This is a genomic window from Photobacterium sanguinicancri (assembly GCF_024346675.1).
Lineage (GTDB): Bacteria > Pseudomonadota > Gammaproteobacteria > Enterobacterales > Vibrionaceae > Photobacterium > Photobacterium sanguinicancri.
The window spans coordinates 1,360,146-1,374,048 of the sequence record NZ_AP024850.1; the positions used below are offsets into that span (position 1 = coordinate 1,360,146).

General features: G+C 43.6%; 12 protein-coding genes. 10 read left to right on the forward strand and 2 right to left on the reverse strand.

The genetic code is table 11. From position 1 onward, the window contains the following. Positions 1–29 precede the first annotated feature (29 nt). The 7 genes from OCU87_RS06525 to OCU87_RS06555 all read left to right on the forward strand — a co-directional run bounded on the left by OCU87_RS06525 (position 30) and on the right by OCU87_RS06555 (position 8,440). Positions 30–1,283 carry an imelysin family protein gene (locus OCU87_RS06525; RefSeq protein WP_062688756.1) on the forward strand — a complete coding sequence of 418 codons (1,254 nt, stop codon included), beginning with the start codon at positions 30–32 and terminating at the stop codon, positions 1,281–1,283. A 172-nt stretch (positions 1,284–1,455) separates the two neighbouring features. Further along, on the forward strand, positions 1,456–2,886 hold the full coding sequence (locus tag OCU87_RS06530; RefSeq protein WP_261858047.1) for a di-heme oxidoreductase family protein: 1,431 nt from the start codon (positions 1,456–1,458) through the stop codon (positions 2,884–2,886). A gap of 11 nt (positions 2,887–2,897) precedes the next feature. Continuing rightward, positions 2,898–3,959, forward strand: coding sequence for an imelysin family protein (locus OCU87_RS06535; protein ID WP_261858048.1), 1,062 nt, complete (start codon positions 2,898–2,900; stop codon positions 3,957–3,959). Further along, positions 3,949–5,082, forward strand: coding sequence for a DUF1513 domain-containing protein (locus OCU87_RS06540; RefSeq protein WP_261858350.1), 1,134 nt, complete (start codon positions 3,949–3,951; stop codon positions 5,080–5,082). The genes OCU87_RS06535 and OCU87_RS06540 overlap by 11 nt, the downstream gene beginning before the upstream one ends. Positions 5,083–5,183: 101 nt before the next feature. Further along, complete coding sequence (locus OCU87_RS06545; protein ID WP_261858049.1) at positions 5,184–6,974, forward strand: L,D-transpeptidase family protein; 1,791 nt, start codon at positions 5,184–5,186, stop codon at positions 6,972–6,974. A gap of 153 nt (positions 6,975–7,127) precedes the next feature. Continuing rightward, entirely contained in the window at positions 7,128–7,682 is a 555-nt protein-coding gene (locus OCU87_RS06550; protein WP_062688765.1) for a YcbK family protein, read from the forward strand. A gap of 104 nt (positions 7,683–7,786) precedes the next feature. Beyond that, positions 7,787–8,440 carry an MBL fold metallo-hydrolase gene (locus OCU87_RS06555; RefSeq protein ID WP_062688767.1) on the forward strand — a complete coding sequence of 218 codons (654 nt, stop codon included), beginning with the start codon at positions 7,787–7,789 and terminating at the stop codon, positions 8,438–8,440. A gap of 79 nt (positions 8,441–8,519) precedes the next feature. On the opposite strand, the gene OCU87_RS06560 is transcribed toward OCU87_RS06555, so the two are convergent. Continuing rightward, complete coding sequence (locus tag OCU87_RS06560; RefSeq protein WP_261858050.1) at positions 8,520–9,215, reverse strand: DUF2982 domain-containing protein; 696 nt, start codon at positions 9,213–9,215, stop codon at positions 8,520–8,522. A gap of 385 nt (positions 9,216–9,600) precedes the next feature. Between OCU87_RS06560 and OCU87_RS06565 the strand changes: the two genes are divergently transcribed. Beyond that, on the forward strand, positions 9,601–10,002 hold the full coding sequence (locus OCU87_RS06565) for a hypothetical protein (RefSeq protein ID WP_062688770.1): 402 nt from the start codon (positions 9,601–9,603) through the stop codon (positions 10,000–10,002). A gap of 257 nt (positions 10,003–10,259) precedes the next feature. Next, on the forward strand, positions 10,260–10,565 hold the full coding sequence (locus OCU87_RS06570; protein WP_062688772.1) for a hypothetical protein: 306 nt from the start codon (positions 10,260–10,262) through the stop codon (positions 10,563–10,565). Positions 10,566–10,694: 129 nt separating this feature from the next. Here the strand turns inward: OCU87_RS06570 and OCU87_RS06575 are convergent, their stop codons facing one another. Continuing rightward, entirely contained in the window at positions 10,695–11,885 is a 1,191-nt protein-coding gene (locus OCU87_RS06575) for an amino acid aminotransferase (RefSeq protein WP_062688863.1), read from the reverse strand. Between the two features lie 562 nt (positions 11,886–12,447). On the opposite strand from OCU87_RS06575, the gene OCU87_RS06580 reads away from it, so the two are divergent. Then, complete coding sequence (locus OCU87_RS06580) at positions 12,448–13,818, forward strand: MFS transporter (RefSeq protein WP_261858051.1); 1,371 nt, start codon at positions 12,448–12,450, stop codon at positions 13,816–13,818. Positions 13,819–13,903 lie beyond the last annotated feature (85 nt).

Below are 13,903 nucleotides of genomic sequence, written 5' to 3' on the forward strand. Positions count from 1 at the left end.
GTTAGCAGCTATCACAAGGATGACACATCATGAAAAAGACGTTTGCACGTACTTTAATTGCAACCGCCATTTTATCTACCCCTCTTTTGTCGCAAGCAGCAACCCAAGAAGCTGTCGTTGAACATTACGCTGACATTGCTCACAGCGTATATAGCGATGCAGTCATTACAGCGCAATCACTAGATAAATCACTTAAAGTATTCATAGCTAGCCCTAGTGAAGCGAATTTAGAACAAGCGCGTTCTGCATGGATCCTAGCGCGCGTGCCTTATCAGCAATCAGAAGTCTTCCGCTTTGGTAACGCTGTTGTTGATGATTGGGAAGGTCAGTTGAATGCATGGCCGCTGGATGAAGGACTGATTGATTACGTTGCTGATGATTATCAATATGAATTAGGTAACGAGGGTGCCCAAGCGAATATTGTTGCGAATACAACAGTACAAGTGGGTAACCAAAGACTTGATACGCAAAAAATCACACCTGAACTTCTCGCTGAACTTAACGAAATTGGAGGCTCTGAAGCGAACGTAGCAACTGGCTACCATGCGATAGAGTTCTTGCTATGGGGCCAAGATTTAAATGGTACTAAACCAGGGGCAGGTGAGCGTGCTTATACCGATTTTTCTTATGGTGAAGCTTGCACCAACGGTAGCTGTGAGCGCCGTCGTGAATACCTTCAAGCTGCTTCAACGCTGTTAATTAATGATCTGAAGTGGATGGAACAACAATGGTCGGCAGAGGTTAAATCTAACTATCGTGCTGAATTATTGGCAGATAGCGCTGAAAATGGTTTACGTAAAATGCTGTTTGGTATGGGTTCACTATCTCTGGGTGAACTAGCAGGCGAGCGTATGAAAGTGGCACTCGAGGCTAATTCAACCGAAGATGAACACGATTGTTTCTCGGACAATACGCATAACTCTCACTACTACAACGAGCAAGGTATTTACAATGTTTATACGGGTACTTACATGCGTGTAAATGGCTCGTTGGTTTCTGGCCCGAGTCTTCATGATTTAGTCGCGAAAAAAGACAAGTCAGCAGCAAAAGAGATCCAAGCTGAGTTTGATAATGCACGTAGTGCTGTATACGGCCTAGTGACTTCTGCTGAAAAAAATAACCAATATTTCGATCAGTTGATTGCAGCAGATAATGTTGAAGGCAACAAGCTGGTGAACAACTCTATTTCAGCATTGGTTAAACAAACGGTTGAAATAGAGCGTGCAGCTAAAATTATTGGTGTTGAAAATCTAAATCCAGACACGGCTGATCACCAGTTCTAAATCACTCTGCTATAAATCGCCGCCTTCCTAATGACTTTAGGTTAGGCGGTTTGTTTTTCCAGCCTATAAGAAGTTACGTGTGAGTCACACGGTCTTTTATCTATAAAAAAAAACGGTTGGCTAGCTAACTCTTTATACCGCCCGGTATACAAATTATATAAGTGTGAGCAATATGAAATATTCACTGGTTGTTACTTTCTTTTCTATGCTGGTATCACCCTCTATTTTTGCGACAACCCCGATAGAAGAGGCGGATGAAACAGCATCTGTCACTAGAGCTAAATATCTATCTGGTGGTGCGACCACGATTAAAAAATCAGGCCCTAACGCGTTCTCGTTACCTGCGGCTAATTTAGCGATGACGAAGCGTTTAGACTTTAGTGTGGGTAACAGTTTTTTTCGAAACCCTTGGGTGCAAGCGCCAGCAACAACCGATGCCCGTGATGGCCTAGGCCCAATATTCAATACCAACGGTTGTCAAAATTGCCACATTAAGGATGGACGAGGGCACCCTCCTGAAGAAGGTGCAACCAACGCAGTCTCTATGCTGGTTCGATTAAGCATCCCAGCCATGACGCCAGAGCAGAAAAAAGCCCTGATCACAGATGGGGTTATCCCTGATCCTATGTATGGTGGTCAGTTACAAGATTTTTCTATTTCGGGCGCCAAGCCTGAAGGGCAAATCGCCATTAGTTACCAAAATGTTCCTGTCACTTTCACCGATGGCGAAGTGGTGACATTACGTAAGCCCACGCTGACGATCACTGATCTACAATACGGTGAGATGCACCCTAATGTTCAGATGTCTGCACGTATTGCGCCGCCTATGATTGGCCTTGGTTTGTTAGAACAAATCCCAGAATCAACGCTATTTTCGATGGCGGAACAACAGCGTAAAGAAGGCGTTGGCGTTTCAGGTAAAGTGAATAAAGTGTGGGACGTACAAACTAACCAAGCGGCCGTTGGTCGTTTTGGTTGGAAGGCGGGACAGCCGAACTTAATGCAACAAAATGCCGCAGCTTTTAATGGCGATGTGGGGCTAACTAGTTATTTATTTCCCAATGAAAACTGCACAGAACAGCAAACTATTTGTGCTGAGTTACCTAATGGCGGCAAGCCTGAAGTCAGCGATAAAATTTTAGACTTTGTTGAGTTTTACTCACAGCACCTTGCAGTACCGAGCCGCCGTAATGTTACTGATCCTGTGGTGATGCAAGGAGAAAAACTGTTTGCGGATGTGGGTTGTGGTAGCTGTCATCAAAGCCAAATTAAAACCGCTAAGAATGAAGCCTTACCCGCGTTGTCGGAACAGATGATTAACCCGTATTCTGATTTGCTTTTACACGATATGGGTGAAGGTTTGGCCGATCATCGTGGTGAGTTTTTGGCAACAGGAACAGAATGGCGAACAGCGCCATTGTGGGGGATTGGATATACCGAAGAAGTAAACGGTCATACCAACTTCTTACATGACGGCCGAGCTCGTACCTTGATGGAAGCTGTGCTTTGGCATGGTGGTGAAGCGCAAGGTAGCCGCGATCGTGTTGTTGGACTACCAAAGTCTGAACGTAAAGCGCTGATTGCGTTTCTTGAATCGCTGTAAAGGATAAACACATGAATATGTCTATATTGCGTATCGCTTTGTTGATTGCGGGGCTGGCGAGCGTTACAGGGTGCCAACAAGAGCAACAGACAATATCTGGTGCGGTTCATCAGTTGCACCTTGAAAGTGCGGCTAATTTTGCTCAACAAGCCAAGGCATTAGATCAAATATTTCAGGGATACTGTCAGTCGCCAACCAATGACAACTTAGGCCAAGCTAAGGTGCAATGGTCGAAGACGATGCAAGCCTGGATGGCCCTTCAAGGGCGAGAAAGGGGCAGTGAAACAGCCTTGGAACTTAGTTGGCAGATCCAGTTTTGGCCAGATAAAAAGAACACGACAGGGCGAAAATTGAACCAGTTGCTTAAGCAAGGGGCGATGTGGCAGGCGGATGCGCTTGCGAATCAAAGTGTCGCGGTACAAGGCTTGGGAGCGGCAGAATGGTTTTTATATGATCAGCAAAGCCCTGTTGTGAAGGGGCTTGCGTCTCAGCAGAATGGAGCCTCTCAACAAGACAAAGCCTCTGCGGCTAATTGTTCATTATTTACTGCGGTTGCAGGGCGTATTGCTGGCAGCAGCACGGCGTTAGAACAAGCATGGCAAGTTAATCCATGGCAGTCTTTGCCTGCAAAAATGGCATTAGGAGAGTACTTAGGTGCGCTCAATAATCAGCTTGATTACACCATGAAGAAGCTGAGTCGCCCGTTAGGTAAGCCAGGTTCGCCTAAAGTGTATCAAGCAGAGTCATGGCGCTCTCATACATCGATGACAAACTTACAGTCGAATATTATAGCTATGCATCAGCTTTATTTAGCCAAGGGAACAGGGTTGGATAAGTTACTTCGTGATCGCGGCTATGTAGGTACCGCCGATCGTATAAATAAACGTTTCTCTGCGCTACTTGAAGATTGGCCGCAAGCGCCTGCGATGGTGCCAATGCTAAAAACTAAAGAGGGATATCGCCAATTATTGAATATCTATAACGGCTTAGAATATATCCAAATTGCGTTACAAGATGAAGTCGCTCCTGAGTTGGGTATCGTAGTGGGGTTTAATGCAACCGATGGTGACTGATTTAGCACGTCGAAAGCTACTAAAGATGACGCTGACGTCTGCATCGGTAGTATCTGCTTCTACAATGAGTGGTTGCTCTATGCTATTGCCTCTTGGTGGCGATCAACAGATCATGCAAGTGAGTGGTAAGCCAGCGATTATTGGGTGTAGCCGCCGATTATCTGGTGGTTATGCAGCTGTTGTTGCGGATACAAGTGGTACGCCTTTGTATCAATTTCCTTTGCCTGCACGAGGCCACGGTATTGCAGTACAGAAGAATGGCGCCTGGGCGGCGGCTTTTGGACGTAGGCCGGGGCAATATATGCAGGTTTTCAACTACCAAACAGGGGAGCAATTGCCCTTAGTGGTAGCGAAGCCTGATCGTTATTTTTACGGACATGGCGTGTTCTCCCCTGATGGGCAGTATCTTTATGCAACAGAAGGTGAGCGAGGTACCAGCCAAGGTATCATTGGCGTTTACCGCATCACGACACAAACGATTAATGCCAAAGTAGAAAAAGTTTCAGAGTTAACGGGATTCGGTATAGGGCCGCACGAAGTGGTTCTTGCTGATGTGAATACCTTGGCTATTGGTGTTGGAGGCGTGCATACGCAAGGGCGTACGCCTGTCAATTTAGCGTCCATGCAACCTGCATTGGTTTATCTTGATATAGCAACAGGAAAGGTTGTTGAGCAAGCTGCATTGGCAGATAAACAGCTGAGTATACGGCATTTAAGCGTGACAGAAAGTGGCGATGTTGTATGTGGTCAACAGTACCGTGGTGAACCCGATCATGCTGCGCCTTTGGTTGCTGTTCATCAACGTGGGAAGGCGTTGCAGCACCTACATGCGGAAGAAGAAGATTGGCTTCGCTTTAACCATTACATTGCCAGTATAGCAAGCTTAGATGGCTATATATTAGCAACGTCGCCGAGAGGGAATTGCTACGGTGTTTGGCGAGAGAGTGACAGGCAGCTTATTGATATAAAACCCCTTATTGATGCGTCTGGCGTGGGCGTTGTTAATAATAATTGGGTGGTGGGATCTGGATCTGGCAAGATGTTAACTGTCTCGCAGCATGGTCAACTAGCCACCAATATAAGTCCTGTTCTATGGGATAATCATTGGAGTGTTTTGGATTAAGTTTAAGAATTGATACACCTTGAAGAGTGACAGATTACTAAAATTACTCCCAGTGGTGAATGCGTTTGCCATACTTACAATACGTTAGTGAGGGAGTTCCAATGGCTATGAGAAAACAATGCAGTTTATCCGTCGCATTATTGCTCGCTCTTAGTGGGCCGCAGTGGGCAATTGCAGATGATAATGCCGTTCCGATCTTAAGCTCCCAAGGTGCTGTCACTCAGGATATTCAGCGTCAAGATTCTCCCTCCGCTACAGCTCCCTCAACGCCTTCAAAGAGTTCCTGGCAACCAACAGTTGATTCACCACAAGTTCCTAGTTCGGTATCGATTAAATCTGCACCATTGGAAATGCAAAAAGCGAAATCTTGGGTATCTGAAGTCGCTCGGAATGTTCATGATTTACAATATGTTGATAAGTTAGCTCAAATCTATTATGCCGTTGGTTATACACCACTTTGGCAAGATTCTTTTGTTGCTAATGAGTTCGAAAGTCAAATTCGGGTGTTGGCCTTAGCAGGTATTGATCCGGAGTTTTCGCGTCGTTACGGTATGCTTCAACATTTTAAGCAAGGTAACGATTGGCGACAGTACGATTTACTGGCGACAGATACTTTACTGAGTTATATGAGCTACGTAGAAAGCCTGCCGCAATATGGTAAGCAATGGTTATTTGGGAGTGGGTTGGCGATGCCATTACCATTGCCGTCTGAAGCAGCAATTGCGCGGATATTGAATGCTGTAGAAACGAATCGCTTACGTTATTTTGTTACGTCTCTCAAGCCACTTGATGAAAGCTATACACGGATGGTGTTAGCCATTAACGAATTACAACAGCTTGAATCTGCCGCGTGGCCAACGTTTTATCAAAGGGGCATTATTCGTTTAGGTGCCCCATTAAAGCAACCTGAAGCGTTAATCACGGTCTTGCATCAACTCGGTGATTTAACGGATTATCAAGCAGAATCATTACGCGAAAAAAATGTCCGTTATTACAATGTTGATTTAGTTCAAGCTGTTAAAAGCTTTCAACATCGTCATGGGTTGAAAGTGGATGGTGTGATTGGCCCTAAAACGCGTTATTGGTTGGGGTTATCACCTAAGCAGCGTGTTCGTGTGTTGGCGTTGAATACACAGCGAGTACGTTTATGGCCGATGGATGTATCTTCAGTGTTGATTGTGAATATTCCAGGGTATGAGATGAACTTATGGCTGGATAATAAGCATATTATGGATAGCCGAGTGATTGTCGGTCGTCCCGATCGTCGCACTCCGTTAATGAGCTCAAGTATTAACTCGATCGTGTTCAACCCATACTGGAATGTCCCGATTTCCATTATGCAGAAAGATATTTTGCCCAAAGCTAAATACGATAGTAGCTATATCACTCGTAAAAATTTTGCTGTTATTCGTAGCTGGACAAGTTCAGAGCAAATCCCTGTTTCTGCAATAGACTGGAACAGCGTGTCAGTTAAGTCTTTTCCATATCGATTACGTCAAAAGCCAGGGGCGCGTAATGCATTGGGTCGATATAAGTTTAATATTCCCAATAAGAACGCGATCTATTTGCACGATACTCCGGCAAAGAGCTTGTTTAATGAAGATGGTCGCGCATTTAGCTCGGGTTGTGTGCGCGTCGAACATGCTGATGATTTGGCGATGATCTTGTTAAATTACTCAGGCGTGTCAGAACAACGTGTGAATACACTGAGTTCTCGCTCTAGTACTAAAACGGTAGGGTTAAAGAATAAGATCCAAGTTCACCTCATTTATCAAACTGCGTGGGTTGACGACGAAGGCTTAGTAAATTTCCGAGATGACGTCTATCTATACGATAAAATGAGCTATGCTTCGCAAACTGAACAGAAACTTACAACTGTTTACAAAGACTAAAACTGCTTAATTCTCAATAATTAGACACCGTTTCAGCAATGAAGCGGTGTTTTATTCTATCTATCCTATTTGACTGTTTAAAATTTGAACGTTAATTTAATCGGCGTTCGGGCAACATCGTGTTGTGTTTTTGGTTTTAAATGGGTTTTTGGGATGTCAGATATTGATTATAAACGCCGTCAGATTCTGATTGCTGGTGGTATTACATTAGGGGCAAGCCTGTTTCCACAGCTTGCGATTGCAAGCCCATTTAGGTCAACCAACCCACGTCAAATGTCTATGTGTAATATCCACACGGGCGAAGACTTAGATACACAGTACTTTGATGGTGAAGATTATTTACCTGAAGAACTTCAGCGTATTTACCAAATTTGTCGGGATTTTCGCCAAAATGAAGTCGCGAAAATGGATAAAAAGCTCTTTGATGGCATTGCTAAAATTCAGGCTAATTTAGGCCATAAGGGTCAAGTTCGAATCATTTCAGGTTACCGTTCGCCAAAAACTAATCAGCTGCTGCAAAAAAATGGTGGGGTAGCGAAAAAAAGTTACCACATGAAAGGGCAAGCCATCGACTTTAATTTAGAAGGTGTGCCTTTATCGAAAGTCCATAAAGCAGCCAAAGAATTACGCTTAGGCGGAGTAGGGTATTATCCGAAAAGTGATTTTGTTCATATCGATACTGGTCCAGTAAGAAGCTGGCGTGGGTAACGATATGAATGAGACAACAAAGCCGACACAGCATGTCGGCTTTGTTGTTTTTAGATAGAAAATGGTACTCTTGTATCAGTTTAATTCTAAGGAAACCTGTCAGTATGAGCCTTCAATTTGAAATTGTACCTGTAACACCGTATCAGCAAAATTGTTCAATTGTATGGTGTGATGAGACCAAAGCAGCAGTGGTTGTCGATCCAGGTGGTGATATTCACTTACTGAAAGCAAAAGTTGCCGAGCTTGGCCTTAATGTCGTTAAGCTTGTGCTGACTCATGGTCATTTAGATCACGTGGGCGGTACAACTGCGCTGGCAGCGGATTTAGGTGTACCTGTATGGGGTCCACACAAAGAGGATGCATTTTGGCTACAAGGTCTCGAGCGTCAAAGCGAGATGTTTGGTTTTCCATTAACAGAAGCATTTGACCCTGACCGCTGGTTAGATGAAGGTGATGAAATCCCTGTGGGTAATCAAGTTCTGCATGTTCTTCATACCCCTGGCCACACTCCAGGTCATGTTATTTTGCACAATACAGACGCAAAGATCGCCTTTGTTGGAGATGTATTGTTTAACGGTGGTGTCGGCCGTACTGATTTCCCTAAGGGTGATTACCAAACATTGATCAATTCAATTAAAGGTAAGCTATGGCCTTTAGGTAATGATGTCACGTTTGTACCGGGTCATGGTCCATTATCAACTTTTGGTAACGAACGCGCTTCAAACCCATTTGTTGCTGATGAAATGCCACTGTATTAAGTTCGGAATATTACAGGTAACTATTCTGTAATAATCACTTGGAGCCACACCTTATTTGGTGTGGCTTTTTTATTTGTGCCTAGACTCTATGCTTAAAAGTCGGGGTATCATTCGCTTGGGCAAGATAACGCCGAGCAAGGCCAATAAACTCCCCTAATGGTCGATCGAGTAAATCATCAGAGATAAAGAAATCAAACCCCAAAAGTTCACGGTTATAGCGCATGCGGTTGGCTAGCATGGCGATGAGCCCTTTGAGTTCAACGCCTTTTTGTGTGGTGTAAGGCGTATCATCAAATAACATGTCTTCAATGGCGTGTGGGCTGTTGGGGGTACGTTTAACAGCAAGAAATAATAGCCCTCTTTGCTCAATTAACATTTTGCTTGCTACTCGTGGGCATACAGACGTTAAAAAAGCATCGTAGTCTTTAAGTTTCACGCCCATCCAAGGCAGTGTTTGGTACCAGCCTTCTGTCGTGGGTAGTTCTGTTAGTCCAAGTTGTTGAATAGCTTGCCAGCGGATAGACCAGCCACCCTCCGCGCTGTGGTATTGAAAGTGCATGAAGCTCAAAGTAAAAGTAAGAATCGGTGCGTTCATTTGCTTAAAAGCGATCACCGAAAAAGTAAGTGCAAAGAGCAATAAAACGGATAAGCCGACATTGTTGATGGTGGGTAAAATAAAACTGGTGATTCCAATAGCTAAAATCATCGCAAGGCTCAGCGCAAACCAGTAAATACTAGGCTGACTGTTTACTGGTTTGATATAACGAGTTTCCATCAAAGGAGCCTCGGACACAGGATCTGTATTTGCAGGATCATGCATAAACACTTTCTATTTAAATTAACGATTTAAGTTATGTTCTGGCTTTAATAATTAATATTACACGTACCTTTATGCTACTTGGTGAGCATAAGGGGGTTTAAGAATGCACTGTGTTTTATAATCTTATGCCTTACATCCACTTCTTGCAATTTTGCTCCCTCAAGCAGCGTAAATGGCTAATTTTGGACAAATTCATCAGAATTTTGAGTGAAATCATGTTTTGTTGTGGGTTAAATAACCGTTTGCTGGCATTTCTCTGACATCCTTGGTATAAAACGCGCTTACTTTTTCCCGCTGGTACAGTGGCGACTGAAAGTAGTGCAACGGAGTAGGAAATTTAATGAGAATCTCTCACAAACGTAAAGTTCAGCTTAAGCTGCAAAAGCGTGTATTAGCAAATGTAGCAGTAGCAAAACCAGCAGCGAAAAAAGATGCTGTGAAAAAAGCACCAACTGCAGAAACAGTAAAAGCTGCACCAGCGGCGAAACCTGTAGAAGAAAAAAAGACAGTTCAAGCAGCACCTGCTGTAAAAGTGTCTTTGACTCCAAAGCAGCAGCAAGTGCTTGATATTGTTGTAAGCAATGCTGAAGGCATTAATCCTAAAGGGATTGGTCTTCAAGCAGGTCAAGAAGATGCGAAAGCGGCTTCTTGGGCGACTGGCGCGCTTAAAAAACTGGCTGAAGAAGGTCTAGTTGAGCGTATCCAGCTTGCGGGTAATAAAGTGCTTTACAAAGCGGCTTAATTCTCGCACCCCGCCTCTTATCGCTAGAGGCGGGTGTTCCCTTCTTTTTTCATACCATGTGTCACCCCTCTGCATCTTAGCCACCTTTTTATTCTCATCTTTGCTATCTACATCTCATTAATCTGACGATTTCTTAAGTCTCTGCTATAACTTATCTATAACGGAGTTAAATATTCAGGGACTTAATACCAATTAAAAACTGAGCTTATCCATCAAAGTAGTTAGTGGATTGGTATATACACTCGGAGGCAAGATTTATGACGATGATAAGTGCTAGAGAGTTTTCTGACTGGCTTCGTAATCGCTTTGCTGAAGAAGAACAAGGGGTATGTTTGACGCGCGACGATATTAATCAGCTAACGGGCCGACAGAGTTTTTCTCTGGGATTTGTAAACGATATCCACTATGAGCTTATGCAGCATGGCATGGCTTTTGTGACAGATACATCAAGAGAAAAATTTTATTTGGTACCGGTATCAAATAAGCCTTGGCGAGATCAATTAGAGCGTCAATATGAAAGGGAATTGTTCTGTAATGTTTTACCGTTAGATAAATCAGGCTAATCGGTAATTCGAACATGCTTCAAAGCGTGCTTTACACGAAAAATATAAGAAGTTAATAAAAAAGAGGGGGCTAATTAGCCCCCTCACTTATTCTGATTTTTGCAGCTGGTACGTTAAAGCGGATAAGGCTTACAGTACTGCGGCAATACCTTTACATAGTGGTAGCATATTGTTTTTTGTCATTCCCGCTACGCTGATACGGCCAGAACCGACAATGTAGATAGCAAACTCGTCTTTCAGGCGGTTAACTTGATCTTTATTTAGACCAGAGAACGAGAACATACCGTTTTGGCGTTCAATAAAGCTAAAGTCTGCATCAACACCTAGTTCTTTTAAGGTGTTTACAAATAGAGTACGCATCTCTTGGATACGGTCACGCATCTCAGCCACTTCTTGTTCCCATTCTGCACGTAAAGCTACATCGTTTAGGATCTCCGTCACGATAGCTGCACCATGCGCAGGTGGGTTAGAGTAAATAACGCGAGCAATACTTTTCACTTGGCTAAATGCCGTGGTTGCGAGTTCTGCTGTTTCAGCAACAAGCGTGAAAGCACCGACACGTTCGTTGTATAGGCCAAAGTTTTTAGAGAATGAACTCGCAATTAGGAGCTCTTTGCACTGCGCTGCGAAAATGCGAAGACCAACTGCATCTTCTTCAACACCGACAGCAAAACCTTGGTAGGCGAAATCGAACATTGGTAATAGCTCTTTTTCTACACACAGAGCCGCTAGCTGTTCCCATTGCGTTGAATCTGGGTCGATACCTGTTGGGTTATGGCAGCAGCCATGTAGAAGCACGATGTCGCCAGCATTTGCTTTAGAGAGGTCTTCAAGCATTGCTGCAAAGTCCATGTCTTTCGTTTCTGCGTTGTAGTAACCGTACTGAGCCGTTTCAAGATTTGCAGCAGCAAAAACACCATTATGGTTAGCCCATGTAGGGTTACTGATCCATACTTTCACATCACCAAGTTGGCGTTTAATAAATTCAGCAGCAACACGGAGTGCACCAGTACCACCTGGCGCTTGTGCTGTTAGCGCACGTTTGTTTGCAATAATAGACGCGTCATTACCGAAAAGAAGCTGCTGAACAGCAAGGCCATATTCCGCAGTACCAGGAATACTGAGGTATGACTTAGTGGTTTCTTTCTCTAGTAAGATGGCTTCTGCTTTTTTAACAGTCGCTAAAACTGGCGTGTTACCTGTTTCATCTTTATAAATACCTACACCCAGATTAATTTTTTCTGCGCGAGAATCATTTTTGAATTCTTCAGTGAGGCCTAGAATTGGATCGGCAGGTGCGGCTACGATTTTTTCAAACATTGTGGTGGTCATCCATGCTGAGAGTATTAAAGGGCTTTATTTCTCTTTATACCCTTTGAGAGTGCCTATTTACAACAAAATGCAACAATTTAGCTCGATTTATTTTCACACCTGCTATTTTTTGCATCTTACTCGTAACCACTCGATAAAAAATAGAGAAAATAGATAGCGCGTTGGTTACTAAATAACGTTATTTATTGAGTTTATTGGCTGTTTTGTGAACTGAATCTAGTGTTTTTTGTGGTGGTGATCATATTTGATGTAATTTTACGAGATATTCGCGTGATGTAACATTGTGATGTGAAACTGATCACAGTTGGTACGGATAGCTCTAACGTAGGATTACTCCCCGAAGGAAAACGCTCTAATATGATGATTTAATATGGCTTTTAATTATAAAACACCACAAAAAGCCAATTAGATAGTAAAAAACATAGTAACGATGATTTTTACTCATCTTCATCAGCCCTGAGCATGGAAATAGTATGGTCTCTTCTATTTGTTGGATGTTTATTAAACAACAACATTAGGTGTTGCCGCTGGAGTTTAATCGGGGATGAAAATGGAAAAGCCACGCCTGTCGTTTTGGCAAATATGGAATATGAGTTTCGGGTTTTTAGGGATCCAGTTTGGTTTTGGTTTACAGAATGCAAATGTTAGCCGAATTTTTGAAACGCTTGGCGCCAGCATCGATCAAATCCCTATTTTGTGGATTGCAGCACCGTTAACCGGTTTACTTGTACAGCCAATTATTGGCTACTTTAGTGACCGAACTTGGACGCCGCTTGGCCGTCGTCGACCTTACTTCTTATGTGGCGCAATTGCTTCGTCGTTTGCGTTAATCATCATGCCTTATTCGCCGTACCTGTGGGTTGCCGCGGGGATGCTATGGATTCTTGATGCGTCAATTAATGTATCGATGGAACCGTTTCGCGCTCTAGTCGCTGATAATTTGCCGTCAGAACAGCGTACACAAGGTTTTGCTGTTCAAACATTCTTTATCGGTATCGGCTCTGTTGTGGCTTCTGCAATGCCTTACATTTTAAGTAATGTATTTGATGTTGCGAATACCGCTCCTGCTGGCGAAGTTCCGCCATCAGTGAAGATCTCGTTCCTTTGTGGTGCCGTTGTCTTTTTAGCTTCTATTTTGTGGACGGTATTTAAAACCAAAGAATACTCTCCAGCTGAGATGGATAAGTTCCATGCTGCAGAATCTGGTGTAGCGTCAGAAGCACAAGAAGAAAAAGCCAGCCTGAAAGAAATTATGGACGATCTTCGTGCCATGCCTAAAACCATGATGCAGCTTGCGGTTGTTCAGTTTTTCTCTTGGTTTGCACTATTTGCAATGTGGATCTATACCACGTCAGCAGTTACATCGCATATCTTTGGTACGTCAGACACCAGCTCTGCCCTGTATAACGAAGGGGCTGATTGGGTTGGCCTTTGTTTTGCCGCTTATAATGGTATCTCTGCTTTAGCCGCATTTGCCTTACCTTGGCTTGCAAACCGTACCAGCCGTAAATTTGTTCACTCACTTGCTTTGATGATTGGTGGCGTGAGCTTGGCTTCGATTTCCGTAATTGAAAACCCACAAATGTTGATGCTTAACATGGTGGGGATTGGCATCGCATGGGCGAGTATTCTGTGTATGCCTTACGCTATCCTAGCGGGTGCGTTGCCAAGCCGTAAAATGGGTTTCTACATGGGCGTATTTAACTTCTTCATCGTACTTCCCCAGATTCTAGCGGCGGGTATTCTCGGTTTCTTCACACGCTGGGCATTTGATGGCAACACTATGATGGCATTAGTGTTAGGTGGTTGTGCAATGGTAGCTGCTGGCTTGTTTGTTGTGTTTGTCCAAGATGACGATGAGCCGAATCGAGTTGCGGATAAAACAGGAAAAAGAATGAAAGCCAAGGCTGCGATAGCCTGATAACAAATGTCATTCGTACAGTATTAAAAAGCCAGCATACTTATGCTGGCTTTTTTATGCTCTTGCCTTGCCTTGCCTTGCCTTG